Consider the following 15,685-nt stretch of genomic DNA (forward strand, 5'->3'; position numbering starts at 1 on the left):
CAACAGTCAACAGTCAACAGTCAACAGTCAACAGTCAACAGTCAACAGTCAACAGTCAACAGTCAACAGTCAACAATCATGTATGAGTGCAACCGGAAGTGATATGATTAACCGGATTTGATATGACTCGCTGGTCTCTCCCTCTAAGATTATAAAATCTACTAATTTCAACTACCAATTTAAATTACTTTTAGGACGAATATGTTTCCTAAACCCCTCAATCGTTTGGTTACAAAAATTATCGGCAAAGTTCCATTACAAACGGTGCTCGTGGTTCCTTTTTTAGTGCAAATTGTCGGTACGGTTGGAGTTGTAGGTTGGCTATCTTTCCAAAACGGTCAGCGGGCAGTCAACGATGTTGCCGCTCAGTTGCGAGAAGAAATTAGCGATCGCATCAAAGACCGCATGGAAAATTATATGTCAATTCCCCACATTGTCAATCACCTGAACGTTCAAGGCATAAAATTGGGGCAGTTGAACCTAGAAGAAAAGCAAAAACTCGAACATCATTTTCTCGAACAAATTCAATATTTTGATTCTATCAGCATCATTTACACAGGCAAAGAAAATGGAGAACACTCTGGAGCAATCCGCACTAAAAATGGGATTTTGATATCGGCTGCTGACAGCTCTACTGGCAATAAGTTAGCTCGATATACTGCGGACTCTCAGGGAAACCGCGTTCAATTAGTGCAAATTTCACCCAATATTTACGACCCGCGAACTCGCCCTTGGTACATAGCTGCCGCTGCGAGCAAAAAACCTATTTGGACTCCAATTTATACGGATTTTTTGACGAGGGAACTGGCAATTACTGCTGCTTTGCCTATCTACGACGACGCTGGCAAATTGTTAGGAGTAGCTGGTAGCGATTTGCTCTTTTCCCGAATCAAAGAATTTCTCGTCAGCCTCAAAATTGGCAAGTCGGGGCAAACTTTTGTGATGGAGCGATCGGGGATGTTAATTGCTACTTCAACCTCGAGTCCAGAATTCGTGGTGGAAGGTAAAGAAACCAGACGTATTAAAGCTTCAGAAAGCGAGAATCCGGTAATTCGCCAAACTGCACAACATTTAGAGAAATCCTACGATAGCTTAGCTAAAATTAATAATTCTCAACAACTTACTTTTGATGTTGATGGCCAGCGAAATTTTATTCAGGTAGCTCCTTTTAAAGACGATCGAGGGTTGGATTGGCTGATTGTAGTAGTTGTACCAGAGTCTGACTTTATGGAGCAAATTAACCTCAACACGCGCACGACTTTTTTACTGTCGCTTGCAGCATTGATGGGGGCGACAATCCTGGGGATTCTTACTGCTAAATGGGTTGTTCAGCCGATTTTAAGATTAAATGCGGCGGCGAAAGCTTTGGCCCGGAATGAATGGGATACAAAACTCACTCTGAATCGCGAAGATGAACTCGGAGAACTTGCCACTGCTTTTAACAGCATGGCCGAGCAATTGCAGCATTCATTTACTTCTCTCTCGGAAAGCGAAAACCGAGTAAAACAATTTTTCAATGCAGTACCGCTAGGGATTTTTATTGCAGATCCCAACGGTCAACCTTACTACATTAATCCTACCGGAGAGCAACTTTTATCTCAAGGAATTGTACCAACAAATTCCGAAAGTTTACGTCAATCCTACCGAGTTTATTTAGCGGGTACTCAGGAAATTTATCCGGCGGAACGCGACCCAATTTTAAATGCTTTGCAGGGTAAAAGTGTAACTGTTGATGATATTGAAATCTCCTCGACTGACAAAACTGTTCCCCTGCAAGTTTGGGGAACTCCTATTTATGACGCTCAAGGAAATATTATCTACGCGATGTGCGCTTTTCAAGATATTACAGAACGCAAACTAGCGGAGAAAGTATTAAAGGAATACAACGACAATTTAGCAGTGCAAGTTGCAGAACGTACCGCCGATCTTGCCAAGGCAAAAGAAAAGTTTTCTAAAGCTTTTCGTTTAAGTCCTAATGCGATTACCCTGACTAGAATTAGCGATGGTCGCCACATAGAAGCCAATGAGAGCTTTTGTCGAATGATGGGTTACAGTCACGAAGAAATTATTGGAAAAACAGCGGTTGAACTCAATTTCTGGGCGAGTTTGGGAGAGCGCGATCGCATGATTCAAATGTTAAAGAATAAGACGGCTCTTCACAACTATGAGCTGAGGTTTCGCAATAAAAGTGGTACAGAAAGAACGGCACTGCTGTCGATAGAAACCATCGATATTGACGGAGAAGCTTGTTTCTTGTCGATTTCTAGCGATATTACCGAGCGCCAAAAAGCAGAAACTGCCCTCCGGGAAGCAGAAGAAAAGTACCGCAACATTTATGAAAATGCTTTGAATGGAATTTTTCAAACTGCTATTGACGGGAAATATATCAGCGCTAACCCCGCTTTAGCTAACATCTACGGTTACGACTCGCCTGCAGAATTAATAGCAGCACAGCCGAATTTCCATAACCAGCTTTACGTGAAACCCAACCGTCGCGAAGAATTTGCAGCGCTGATGAACGAGTACGGGATACTATCAAACTTTGAATCGGAAATTTCCCGCAAAGATGGCAGTATAATCTGGATTTCGGAAAATTGTCGCGCTGCCTGCGATGAAGCAGGAAATCTACTTTACTACGAAGGTTTTATTAAAGATATTACTGATAACAAACAAGCGGAAATCAAACTGCAGCAGGCGAAAGAAGCGGCCGAAGCGGCAAACAAAGCGAAGAGTACCTTTCTCGCCAATATGAGCCACGAATTACGATCGCCCCTGAACGCGGTCATCGGCTTTGCTCAAGTCATGATCCGCAGTAAAACGTTGTCTCAGGAAAATCAAGAAGATGTTGCAATTATCCTGCGGAGTGGGGAACATTTACTGGCTTTAATTAACCAAGTTTTAGACTTGTCAAAAATCGAAGCAGGACGCACGACGATTAATGAAAAAAGCTTCGATTTGTACCAAGTCATAGACGATTTAGAAGATATGTTTGCTCTCAAAGCTGAGCAAAAAGGTTTGCAATTAATCTTCGACAGAGACGCAGAAGTTCCCCATTACATTTGTACTGATGAAGTTAAATTGCGCCAAGTTTTAATTAATTTGCTCAATAATGCAATTAAATTTACTTCAGAAGGGGGAGTGTCGATGCAAGTCAAAGGAGGAAAACGGAATATACATAAAAACAGCACTGACCAATTGCCGGGCCGCTACTGGCTGCATTTTGAAGTTCAAGATACTGGTGCAGGCATTGCTGCTGAGGAAATCCATCAGTTGTTTGAAGCATTCGTGCAGACGAAAACAGGTAAAGATTCTCAGGAAGGAACGGGTTTAGGTTTAGCTATTAGCCGCCAGTTCGTGCAATTAATGGGAGGTGAAATTACTGTTAGCAGCGAGATCGGAAAGGGTGCAGTATTTCAGTTTGACATTCAAGTTCATCTGGTTGAAGCTAGTGATATTGAAAGCAAAAAAACTCAACGCCGAGTTGTTGCCCTCGAACCGAATCAGCCGAGTTATCGCTTGCTAATTGTGGACGACAAACCTTTGAACCGCCAACTGTTGGTAAAACTTCTCAGTCCACTCGGATTTGAGTTGAGAGAAGCGAATAACGGTAAAGAAGCGGTTGATATTTTTATGGAGTGGGAACCGCATCTGATTTGGATGGACATGAGAATGCCTGTGATGGACGGCTATGAGGCAACGAAACAGATTAAAACTACAACTGGCGGGCAAGCAACGGCGATTGTGGCCCTAACTGCTAGCGTTTTGGAGGAAGAACGGGCGGTGATTCTTTCGGCGGGTTGCGATGATTTTATGCGGAAACCGTTCCGCGAGGAGGATATCTTTGTGGCAATGGGAAAACATTTAGGAGTACGCTATATTTATGAAGATCCAACCGCAGTAAGTGCCGGAGGTGTAGAGGAGTCAAGTCAGGAGGTGCTGACACCGCAGGCTTTCGCTTCTCTTTCTCCAGACTGGATGGCCCTATTCAAGCAAAGTATTTTGAGTGTGGACATGGAGGCGATCGCCACTTCGATCGCACAAATCGGCACTGTCAATCCCTCTCTTGCGGGCAAGCTTCAAGATTGCATTAATAATTTTGAATATGACAGAATTTTGAACATAATCGAACTCAGCGACAAACAGTAAATACCCGATGACTTCAACTTCCCCTAAAACCAATCGAGCTAATATTTTAGTAGTGGACGATACGCCAGAAAACCTGCGGCTGCTGGCAGGAATTTTGAGCGAAAAAGGCTATCAAGTTCGCCCGGTACCCAATGGCAAGCTAGCATTGTCTGCGGCTCAAAAAATACCCCCGGATCTAGTGCTGCTGGATATTATGATGCCGGAAATGGACGGCTATCAAGTTTGCCAGCAACTCAAAGCTTCTGAAATTACAAAAGACATTCCTGTTATTTTTATTAGTGCGATCAATGACGTGCTGGATAAAGTTAAAGCTTTTGGAGTTGGCGGAGTTGACTTTATTACTAAACCGTTTCAGGTTGAAGAAGTTTTAGCCCGGATAGAAACTCATTTAAAAATTTGTTCACTGCAACAAACTTTGCAAGAAAAAAATCAAGATTTAGCAACGGCCATCCACCAACTGCAAGCCACCCAAGAGCATTTGATCCAATCGGAAAAAATGGCAGCCCTGGGACAACTGATTGCCGGCATTGCCCACGAAATCAATACCCCCCTGGGCATTATAGGTTCTTCTGTTAATAATATATCTAATTTTTCCGACGAGTTTTTAGAAAAATTTCTTCAAATTTATCAAGAACTTTCTGAGGAAAGCAAAGCTTATTTTTTAGCTTTACTGTACAGAGCCACCCATCAAGAAGTTTTATTCACAAGCAGAGAGAAGCGGAAATTTAAGCAGCAGTTGAGGGGGGATTTGATGGCAGAATCGGTTGAAAAATCTGATGAAATTGCGGATACTTTAGTTGACATGGAAATCTACGAAAACATCAAAGAGTTCTTGCCGCTTTTTAAATCGCCGGATTGCGAAGTAGTTTTAAATAGTGCCTACCAGTTTGCGAGCTTTAAAAAAAGTATTAGCCTGATCCAAAGAGCGACAGCGAAGTCTGGGAAAGTTGTATTTGCATTAAAAACTTACGCTCATTTTGATAGCCAACCAGAAAAAGTCCAGGCGAACTTGCACGATGGCATTGAAACGGTGTTAACTCTTTATCAAAATCAACTGAAACACGGTATAGAAGTAGTTAAAAATTATGGAGATTTACCCCAAATTATGTGCTATCCCGATGACTTAAATCAAGTTTGGACGAATCTCGTTCATAATGCCCTGCAAGCAATGGATTATAAAGGTATTTTGACGATTGAAACTCGGCAGCAAGAAGCAAATATTTTACTCAAGTTTACTGATAACGGTAAAGGTATTCCCTCAGAAGTTATTCCCAAAATTTTTCAGCCATTTTTTACGACTAAATCGGCGGGCGAAGGTAGCGGTTTGGGATTGGATATTGTGAGAAAAATTGTGGAAAAACACGAAGGCACAATTGCTGTAGATTCTGTACCGGGGCAGACAACTTTTACAGTCTCGCTGCCAATTTATTAAACAAAACTTACCTGCAGGAGGCTGATTCCCTCTGACGGAAAGCATCCAGGATGCAAGCCCCCGGATTCATCCGTCCAGAAATAAAAAACCTGTATCCGATAAACAAACGCCCGAATTTATCCGTGGGGTCAATGCTTCAATTCTTTAATCTAAAATCTAAAATCTAAAATCGATTGACACTCGTTGCTGTCTCGTTGACAAATACAAGATTTATTAGGAGAAACCGGGTTTATCTTCGGAAGTCCTATTAAAATAAGATAGGGGACAGATATCCTGCATCTTTGCCCGAAATCTATAACGTAAAAGCAAGTCATGTCGGTAAACCTACTAAAATTTAAGCAGAGAGCAAAAGATGAATAAGCCTATAATTCTTTGCGTTGATGATGAACCAGATATCTTGAATACTCTCAAGATCCAGCTAAAAAATGAATTTAAGAATGATTACTTTTATGAATTAGCTGAAAGTGGTGATGAAGCTTTAGATCTACTTGAGGAGTTTCAAGAAGAAGCTCAGGTGATTGTGGTTGTTTCTGATTGGCTGATGCCGGGAATTAAAGGTGACGAACTTTTAATTAAAGTTCACCAAAAATATCCTAAAATTATTAAGGTGATGTTGACGGGTCAAGCGGATGCAGCGGCAGTTCAGCGGGCAGTAGAAGAAGCAGATTTATACTGTTGTTTGTACAAACCCTGGCAAAGCAAAGACTTAATAGAGACTATAAAATCTGGGCTGGCTAAGTTATGAAAAAACCTGTGATTGTTTGTATTGATGATGAACCTGACGTTTTGAACAGTTTAAAGATTGAACTGAAAAAGGCGATCGGCGATCGGTGTATAATTGAAACCGCTGAAGGGGGGGCTGATGCTTTAGAGTTGCTGGCAGATTTGCAGGCAGATGAATACGAGATTGCTTTGGTGCTTTCCGATTATATCATGCCGGATATTAAAGGGGATGAACTGCTCAGAAGAATTCACGAAAGCTCGCCGGAGACGCTGACTATTATGCTAACTGGGCAAGCAGATTTGGAAGCCCTTAGTAATGCTATTAAGTATGCGAAATTGTACCGTTATATTCCTAAACCTTGGCAAAATGAAGACTTGAAATTAACGGTTGTAGAAGCAGTTCACAGTTATTTGCAAGATCAAAAGTTAACAGATGAAATTCATAAGCGCCAAGAAGTAAACGAGGAGTTAAAGCTAGTAAATGAGGCCCTGTCGGCGAGTGAAAGCCGCCTGAGTCAATTTTTAGAAGCTTTGCCAGTGGGGGTATCTGTTTATCATCCCGATGGCTCGATCGCCTATTTCAACCAGGCAGCGCGGGATTTGCTGGGTGCAGACACTATCCCGGAAAGCACTGCGGAACAATTAGCTGCCACTTATCAACTTTATGTTGCCAATACTGATGAGCTTTACCCGCCGGATAATCTGCCAATTTTGCGGGCTCTCAAAGGAGAATCTGTTAAGGTTGACGATGTAGAAATCCGTCAAGATGGCAAAAGAATTGCGATCGAGATCAATACCACGCCGATTTTTGACGCTAGCGGAAATATTGTTTATGCGATCGCAGCTTTTCAAGATATTAGCGATCGCAAACAAGCCGAAAAAATACTAGCAGATTACCACCACACCTTAGAAGCCCAAATTGACGAACGCACAGAACAACTGCAACAAGCCGCCTTAGCTGCTGAAGCAGCAAACAAAGCTAAAAGCACGTTTATTGCCAATATGAGCCACGAGTTACGCACCCCTCTCAATTCTATACTCGGCTTTGCACAAATCATGGAACCCAGCCCGGATCTTACTGTCGAAAACCGAGAAAATATGAGAATTATTCGCCGTAGTGGCGAACACTTGCTCACCTTGATCAATGAAGTCTTAGATTTGTCAAAAATCGAAGCGGGGCGGATGACACTCAACCCGAAAAATTTCGACCTCTACCGCTTGCTTGACGATTTGCAAGATATGTTTCAACTGCGGGTACATAATGAAGAATTGCAGTTGCATTTCCAGCGCGATGCTGACGTTCCTCAGTACGTGCGTACCGATGATATTAAACTGCGCCAAGTGCTGATTAATCTTCTGAGTAATGCGATTAAGTTTACGCAAACAGGCGACATCATCTTAAGAGTTATAAAGTTAGAAAGATCGGGATTTCTGGATTTATTGGAGAGTCCCACAGCTTGCTTTGATACCACAAGAACTATTCGGGATTTTTCGAGAACTAGCAGTGAGTTTGTACAGGTTGAATGGAGCGATGAGGCTGATGATTCAACAGTGCCGGATTTTTTCCTTCTCTTTGAAATTGAAGATACAGGAGTTGGCATTGCTCCCGAAGAATTGGGCGATATTTTTAAGGCTTTTGTGCAAACCGCTTCCGGTCAAAAAATTCAGAAAGGCACGGGTTTAGGATTGAAGCTCAGCCGTCAATTTGTCCGCCTGATGGGAGGAGAAATTGTCGTAGAAAGTCAACTGGAACTCGGCACGACTTTTAAATTTGAAATTCCTGTCGGTGCGGTTTATGCTGCCGATATTCCTGATCCGCAACTTAAGCGCGAAGTTACTGGGTTGGAACCCAATCAACCGTGCTACCGGATTTTAATTGTGGACGATCGCGAAGACAACCGCCAACTTTTAGTCAAAATGCTTTCTCCTTTAGGTTTCGGGGTTGAACAAGCCACCAACGGCCAGGAAGCCATAGAAATGTGGGAAAATTGGCATCCGCACTTAATTTTGATGGATGTGCGAATGCCAGTGATGGACGGCTACGAAGCTACTAAACAAATTAAGGCCAGAATCAAGCAGAGAGAGCAAGAGCAGCAAGGAAAGGGCGAAATGAATATTTCCCATCCCGACTCCCCGATTCCAAAGATTATTGCTTTGACAGCTAGTACAATTGAAGGAAGGCAAGCGTTTGCTTTATTGGTCGGCTGCGACGATTTTATTAGCAAACCTTTCCGCAAAACAGATATATTTGATACCCTCACCAAACATTTGGGGGTGAAGTATGTCTACTCTAACTCAACGGACTTGATCTCAATAGGCGATCGAAATAATTTATCGGACTCGCTCCCTAATGCTGCGCTTGCTTATTTACCTAGACTTCCTGCAGAATGGATAGACAACATGAAGCAGGTAATCCGCAGTGCTGATTTTGACTTAATTGTCAGGACAATCGACGAAATAAGGGAGCCTCATCCTGAATTGGCGGAAATTCTCCAGGGTCATCTCGATAATTTTGATTACCAGAAAATTCTCAATTTAATTGCCGAGGCGGAGGAATCAGATCATGCAGATGAAGGCGGAACAAACTGAAAACTATCAAGCCGATATTTTAGTAGTTGACGATACGCCAGATAATCTGCGTTTGTTGATTAGAATTTTGCAAAAAACTGGCTATAAAGTTCGACCTGTTACTAATGGTTTTGCGGCGTTAGATGCTATTCAATCTAGCGCACCCGATTTAATTTTACTCGATATTATGATGCCGGATATTGACGGCTACGAACTATGTAAAAAATTAAAAGCATCGCAATTTAGGGAAATCCCCATCATTTTTCTCAGCGCCCTAGAAGAAGGAATAAATAAAGCAAAAGCTTTTGAAGTGGGCGGAGCAGATTATATCACAAAGCCTTTTCAGGTGAAAGAAGTATTGGCGCGAGTGAGCAATCAACTTACTGTGCGTTCATTGCAAATCCAATTGCAAGAAAAAAATCAAAAATTGACCGCTCAAAATGTCCAGTTACACCAGGAAATCGCAGAACGCCGCCAGGTTGAAATGGAAACGAGATTGCTGCTGCAGGCGACTCAAGCTATTAGCAAATCTGAGGATTTTGAGTCGGCTATAGATGTGATTTTAGGTTTAATTTGCCAAACTATTGAATGGAATCTGGGCGAAGCTTGGATTCCTTGCAGTGAGGGCTTTTTAAATTGCGCTACAGGCAGGTACGTCAGTGACTTGAGTTTTGCCCAATTCCGACAAACAAGTTGGCAGTTGACTTTTGCTCCCGGTGTGGGACTCCCTGGTAGGATTTGGCAGTCGCAGCAGTCTGAATGGATCGAGGATGTTTCTACTGCACCGGAACAAGTTTTTTTACGAGCGGAAATTGCGCGGAATGTGGGATTGAAAGCGGCTTTTGGGGTGCCAATTGTGGCGGACAATCAAGTGTTAGCTATTTTGATTTTTTATCGCGAAAAAGTCCTGAAATGTCAGCCGCGCTTGTTGGAATTAGTGAGCGCCGTTGCTACGCAGCTTGGTTCGTTGATTCAGCGAAAACAAGCTGAAGCTGCGCTGAAAGTGCAGCAAGGACAAACAGAGAAATTGCTGCTGAATATTTTACCGAAACCTATTGCAGATCGCTTGCAAAAAGAGCGAAAGTTGATAGCAGATCATTTTGATGATGTGAGCGTATTGTTTGCTGATTTGGTGGGTTTTACAGAGTTTTCGGCTCACAAAACTCCGACGCAGTTAGTGGAAATTTTGAACGGGATTTTCTCGGAGTTTGATAGGTTGTCTGAGTTGCACGGGTTGGAAAAGATTAAGACTATTGGGGATGCTTACATGGTGGTTGGGGGTTTGCCGACGCCGCAGGAGGATCACTCGGAGGCGATCGCACTTTTAGCTTTGGAGATGCAGGCAGCTTTGAGGAGGTTTAATGCCAAAATGGGAGAAAGTTTTCAATTGCGGATCGGAATTCACAGCGGTTCGGTGGTGGCGGGAATTATTGGTATTAGCAAATTTAGCTATGATTTGTGGGGGGATACTGTTAATGTTGCTTCACGCATGGAGTCGAATGGATTGCCTGGTAAAATTCAAGTGACGGCGCCCACTTACGAGCGTTTGAAAGAGCAGTTTGTTTTGGAAGAACGAGGCTATATCCCCATTAAAGGTAAAGGAAGAATGCTGACTTACTGGTTAATTGAAGAAAAAAGTAAATCTTTGTGATTTTTCGAGGTCAATTTCAATTAATATTAAAATTAGATTTAATTTGCACTTTCTGGAGGGCTAATCCTTTGCAAACAGTTGAAACAAAATCGCCGACAGCATTGAAAAGAGTCCTGGTTATTTTAATATCACTGCTAGCAGTAGCGGTACTGTCGATCGCTACTTTTATCGCTATACCAGGAGAAAAAACCATGTTTGCTGGAAAAAGACCTGCCAATATCGGCATTGTGTCAGGAAAACTCGCAGCGTGCCCGAGTTCCCCCAACTGCGTCAGCAGCTTCAGTCAAGATGCCGAACACAAAATTGAGCCTTTGGCATACACTTCGTCCCAGAGTGAAGCGATGGTAAAGCTCAAAGGCGCGATCGACTCCTATGGAAAAACTAAAATAATCACGGCAACTGATAATTACCTCTATGCGGAGTTCACCAGTGCTTTGATGGGGTTTGTTGATGACGTTGAATTTTTGGTAGATGATGGGGCGAAAGTGATCCATGTGCGATCGGCTTCGCGTCTGGGAGAGTCGGATTTGGGAGTTAACCGCAAACGGATAGAAGCTATCAGAACTCAATTCAATCAACTCTGAACTGAAAATTTCTAGCTTTCCGCAAGCCCCTCTCCTGCAGGGCGGTTTGATTATCCGTAGGGGCAAACCCCCCGTGGTTGCCCCGATATTTGAAACACGGATTCCCTCATCCGTGGAGGGGGTAGGCACGGGGGCGCTACCCCTACAAAACGATGATTTCCCTTCATCCGTGGAGGGGGTAGGCACGGGGGCGCTACCCCTACAAAACGATGATTTCCCTGAGAATAAAACAGCTCTGCCCTCTCCTGCAAGATGAGGGGCTTTGATATTTGGGTCTTACTATGTAATGTTGATTTTTAACCACCTACTTAACAATTATTAACAGTAGGCACACCGCAAAAGAAAAGGAGTATGCAGCAGGGGGAGTAGGACACGGCATTGCTGTGTCCCTACGGTTGGCTTTGAGTTTTAATACTTGTTATAAGATTGACGATTGTAGGGTTTTACAATATTTAAAATAGCTGAGCGCGCTAGCACAGAAAAAGAGATGCCGTAGTATTCCTATAGTATTAAACCACCTAAATTATACACTTCTGACTTTAGGGAGAGGGAAGTTAGCGAATTAATTTCTACTATTAATTTAAGTAGAGCAAAGAGGAAAAAACACATGGCCCTTCAAAAATTAGCAGAATTTTATCCGAATTATCAGGAAGAAATCTTTGCGGGAGACGACATCAAGGGATTTGATGTTTACGCTGGCGACTCTGATGAAAAAGTAGGCACCGTTTATGACGCTTTGGTTGATGACACTGGCCGTTTCCGCTATCTGGTAATTGACACCGGTATTTGGATTTTTGGCAAAAAAGTATTGTTGCCAATCGGTTCGGCTCGCTTCGACTACGGAGCCCATCGGGTCTACGCAACAGGCCTTCGCAGCAAAGCTCAAGCAGAACAATTGCCGGCTTACAATGATTTAGAAGCAGTAGATTACGATCGCGAAGAACAGGTAAGAGGCGTCTACCGCAATCAAGGAACTGCCGCTGCAAGCACTGCCACTCCTGCTAGCTACGATCGCGGCAGCTACAGCTACGATATCGACCGCCCCCTCTACGAAACCAACGAACAGCAGCACCAAAATCTCAAGCTTTATGAAGAACGCTTGATTGCCAACAAACACCGCGCAAAAACAGGCGAAGTAGCAGTTGGCAAGCGCGTGGAAACTGAAACAGCGCGAGCTTCAGTACCCATTGAAAAAGAACGAGTTGTAATCGATCGAGTAACCCCGGTAGAAGCGGGTCGAGTAGTTTCAGTCGGTGAGGCTGACTTCCAATCAGGGGAAGTTGCACGCATGGAAGTCTACGAAGAAACGGCCGACATTCACAAGGAAGCTTTCGTCCGGGAAGAAGTCAACGTCAGAAAAGAAGTTGTTCGCAGCACGGTTGAGGGCGAAGAAACCTTGCGTCGTGAAGAATTAGACGTTAAGACTGATGGAACTGCGGTTGTAGATAATAAAAATCCAAAGATATAAACCAACCGCAACAGGTATTGCATAGGAATTGCGCCTTAATGACATAATTCTGTCACCGCGCAGGTTTGATTGAATTGGTAGCGATCGCGCAATTCCTATGTGAGGGGCGGGGGGGTACAAAACTTGTCTAGTTTTGGCAAGGTTTATGCACTTTCCCCGCCTTTACCAATTTCCCCTTACCAATTCATAATAAAAATCCCTAAGCAGGAAAGTTTAAAAAATGAACGGTCAAGCATCAGCAGAAAAGATAGCAACTGCCAAATCAATAACCCGTCTCAACCGGGTGCCTGAAAAGGTCAGAACTAAGCTAAAAAGTTTTACCGTCAAAGACAACCAAGGTCACTTAGTAGGCAAAGTTAAAGATGTCTATTTTGATGCTAACGGTCAGTTAAACTTTGTGGTTGCCGGGCTAGGTAGCGACAATCCCCGCATTTTTTTATTAAGTGTTAAGCTGCTCAAAAAAGTCGATTATCACCAAAAAGCGCTGTTTGTAACTATTAATTCGGAGCAAGTCGATCTGCTCCCGGTAGTTTCGGCAAATGGCGGGCATCCGTATTTAGAAAATGCCTCTGAACCGGATAGTGAATTTAGCAACAGTGAGTCAACAAATCCCTCAAAAGTTATGTCAAATCTAACAGATGCCGATCTCACAAATGCAGATTTGGAGACAGATCAGGATGAGGAAAACTTCGATATTGTCGATCAAGAAGTAATTCGCCTGCTAGAAGAACGATTGGTGATCAATCGCAGCAAGCGCAAAGTCGGCGAAGTCATAGTGCGTAAAGAAATTGAAACTCGGATGGTACAAGTACCCATCCAGTGGGAAAAGCTGATTGTCGAACAAGTCGGCGACGATCCGAAGGTGTTGGCAGAAATAGATTTAGGCCAGGGAAACATCACCGGTATAGATTTGACCGAGATTAAGACCGATCGCCAAGAACCGACAGTTAAGGCGGAATTTACCTCTGTGCAGAAAGCTAGCAAAATCTTAAATTCGATCGCCTCTCAACCCCGTCACGGTTGCGTCAAAGTCCGCCTAGAACTCGTTCTGGAAGACAAGCAACTTGAGGATACTTACCAAAAATGGATGACGGAACACCACTCAGAGAGTTAAAATATTCGTCCTTTTCCGTGTAGATTTTAGCTATTAGCGAGAAACTTAAATCTAACAGGGGACTGTGGCGACTCGTGCTGGGGAGAAAGTTCACCGCCATCTACTAAGATCGTGTTCGGTAAATTAACCGTAATTTTGGTAGGGGCGGGTTCACCAATATCTATAATATAAGCCGGAGATGCGTAAACCCGCCCCGACCGGGATATTTAAATTTTTAGCGATCGACCTCTAGACAAAATTGTACCGACTTGCGGTAAAATTGTGGTGGTCAAATTTAAAAGTATTTGAAAATGCCCAGCACAATCTCCGACATTAAAGTAAAAACGATCGCAGGCGAAGACAAGCAGCTAGGAGAGTACGCTGGCCAGGTACTCTTGATAGTTAATGTAGCTTCCAAATGTGGCTATACACCTCAATACAAAGGACTCGAAGAATTAAGCAAGAAGTACAGCGCGGCTGGACTCCGTGTTTTAGGATTTCCCTGCAACGACTTCGGAGGTCAAGAACCCGGAAGTAATCCAGAAATCGTCAATTTCTGTACTACCAAATACGGCGTCACCTTTGAATTATTTGACAAAGTACGCGCTAAAGGCACTCAGCAGCACCCGCTATACGCTAAGCTTACGAGTGCAGTCGATCCCAAGGGTGAGGTTGCGTGGAATTTTGAGAAATTCTTAGTTAGCAAACAGGGTGAAGTGGTTGCCAGATTCCGCAGCAGTGTTGGCCCCGATTCACCAGAACTAATCGCTGCTATCGATCGAGAATTGGCTAAATAAAAAGTTCGGCAACTAAGCAGTGTACAGGATTTAACGGATTTAACGGATGGATGTTTAGGGAAGAGGGAAGAAATTAATAGGCTTTTTTTCTAATAAGTTGAAAGCTATTTTTTTTCTGCTCTTCCCCATTGTTTGCAAGCACTCAACCCTGAACGAATACCGATGATTGTATTTAATTGGAGAACGGTTTAATTTAATGGAAAATACATCGGGATTAGATTTAGTGGTAGGTTTACTTGCCTTCGCAATTCTGGCAGGTGGTCTGGCCATGCTATTTGTAGGCATGGCATCGTTTCCTAAAGAAAAATAACAATAGTAGGACTTACTCAGGAATGGAATTAAATAACTTCCACAAGTTTGTGGGATGGGCGTCCCGCCCGTCCTTTTTGGACGGGCGAGACGCCCATCCCACAATAACAATTAAAATTGTAAGTTATTTAATTCGCGATCCTCACAATTGTTGAGAAACCGGGTTTTTTTACGAAAAGAGACGTTGTAGACCGCACCCAAGGTAAAAAACCCGGTTTCGGGGCCCCGATGAAGTCCTGACTACCAACTTAAAATGCTTATTTTACAGGACACCATCTGAATAAATCAAACTGCTTTCAATTTTAACATTCGCAATTGACAATCATGCAAACTACCGAAAACAACGTCAAAATTGCCCTCGCGCCGGGGAATTTGCGCCGCGTTCATCATATCGCTTTAAACGTGCGCGATATGACAGCTTCCCGCCACTTCTACGGTACAATTCTCGGCCTGCACGAACTAACAGGTGCAGAAATTCCCGCAACTTTAACAGAAATGGTAGCCGCTGGTAAAGTCGCTAATTTCGTTACCCCAGACGGCACTGTTATTGACTTATTTTGGCAGCCCGACTTGGAACCGCCAAACCCAGACCCGGAGAAAGCTTTTACCCGCGCCAACCACTTAGCCTTCGATATCGAGCCGGATTTGTTCGATCGCGCTCTGGAAGTGCTAAAGTCAAATCAAATTGCGATCGATAGCGGCCCCGTCACTCGCGCTACAGGACGCGGCATTTACTTTTACGATCCCGATGGATTTATCATCGAAATCCGTTGTGATGCCGTTTAAACACTCGCTATCGGGTTCTCCGTAGTCCGTGTGCACCCTACATTTACTCTTTTGAGCGCGGTGTTCCGTAAACATCCTATAGCAATCCTAAATCATTTGTAAAAATATGTAGGGGTAGTGCTACCCCT

Annotated in this window: 10 protein-coding genes; all 10 read left to right on the forward strand. The window is 43.4% G+C overall.

Annotation, left to right across the window (positions count from 1 at the left end; all coding sequences use genetic code 11):
* Positions 1–201 precede the first annotated feature (201 nt).
* The 10 genes from QUB35_RS19765 (at position 202) to QUB35_RS19810 (ending at position 15,557) form a co-directional block, all read left to right on the forward strand.
* Positions 202–4,146: a PAS domain S-box protein gene (locus QUB35_RS19765; protein ID WP_333143470.1), complete on the forward strand. Its 3,945-nt coding sequence runs from the start codon at positions 202–204 to the stop codon at positions 4,144–4,146.
* A gap of 7 nt (positions 4,147–4,153) precedes the next feature.
* Entirely contained in the window at positions 4,154–5,578 is a 1,425-nt protein-coding gene (locus QUB35_RS19770; RefSeq protein WP_333143471.1) for a response regulator, read from the forward strand.
* 352 nt (positions 5,579–5,930) lie between these two features.
* Positions 5,931–6,323 carry a response regulator gene (locus QUB35_RS19775; RefSeq protein ID WP_333143472.1) on the forward strand — a complete coding sequence of 131 codons (393 nt, stop codon included), beginning with the start codon at positions 5,931–5,933 and terminating at the stop codon, positions 6,321–6,323.
* A gap of 8 nt (positions 6,324–6,331) precedes the next feature.
* A complete protein-coding gene (locus tag QUB35_RS19780) occupies positions 6,332–8,890 on the forward strand; it encodes a response regulator (RefSeq protein WP_333143473.1) in 2,559 nt (852 codons plus the stop codon).
* On the forward strand, positions 8,865–10,520 hold the full coding sequence (locus QUB35_RS19785; protein ID WP_333143474.1) for an adenylate/guanylate cyclase domain-containing protein: 1,656 nt from the start codon (positions 8,865–8,867) through the stop codon (positions 10,518–10,520). The genes QUB35_RS19780 and QUB35_RS19785 overlap by 26 nt, the downstream gene beginning before the upstream one ends.
* A gap of 68 nt (positions 10,521–10,588) precedes the next feature.
* Positions 10,589–11,104, forward strand: a complete 516-nt coding sequence (locus QUB35_RS19790) for a DUF1499 domain-containing protein (protein ID WP_333143475.1) — start codon at positions 10,589–10,591, stop codon at positions 11,102–11,104.
* A gap of 607 nt (positions 11,105–11,711) precedes the next feature.
* Positions 11,712–12,572: a DUF2382 domain-containing protein gene (locus tag QUB35_RS19795; RefSeq protein ID WP_333143476.1), complete on the forward strand. Its 861-nt coding sequence runs from the start codon at positions 11,712–11,714 to the stop codon at positions 12,570–12,572.
* A 220-nt stretch (positions 12,573–12,792) separates the two neighbouring features.
* Complete coding sequence (locus tag QUB35_RS19800) at positions 12,793–13,686, forward strand: DUF2382 domain-containing protein (protein ID WP_333143477.1); 894 nt, start codon at positions 12,793–12,795, stop codon at positions 13,684–13,686.
* Between the two features lie 290 nt (positions 13,687–13,976).
* Positions 13,977–14,462, forward strand: a complete 486-nt coding sequence (locus QUB35_RS19805) for a glutathione peroxidase (protein ID WP_333143478.1) — start codon at positions 13,977–13,979, stop codon at positions 14,460–14,462.
* 633 nt (positions 14,463–15,095) lie between these two features.
* Positions 15,096–15,557, forward strand: coding sequence for a VOC family protein (locus QUB35_RS19810; protein ID WP_333105759.1), 462 nt, complete (start codon positions 15,096–15,098; stop codon positions 15,555–15,557).
* Positions 15,558–15,685 lie beyond the last annotated feature (128 nt).

This window comes from Microcoleus sp. B13-B6, assembly GCF_036705405.1.
Taxonomy (GTDB): domain Bacteria; phylum Cyanobacteriota; class Cyanobacteriia; order Cyanobacteriales; family Microcoleaceae; genus Microcoleus.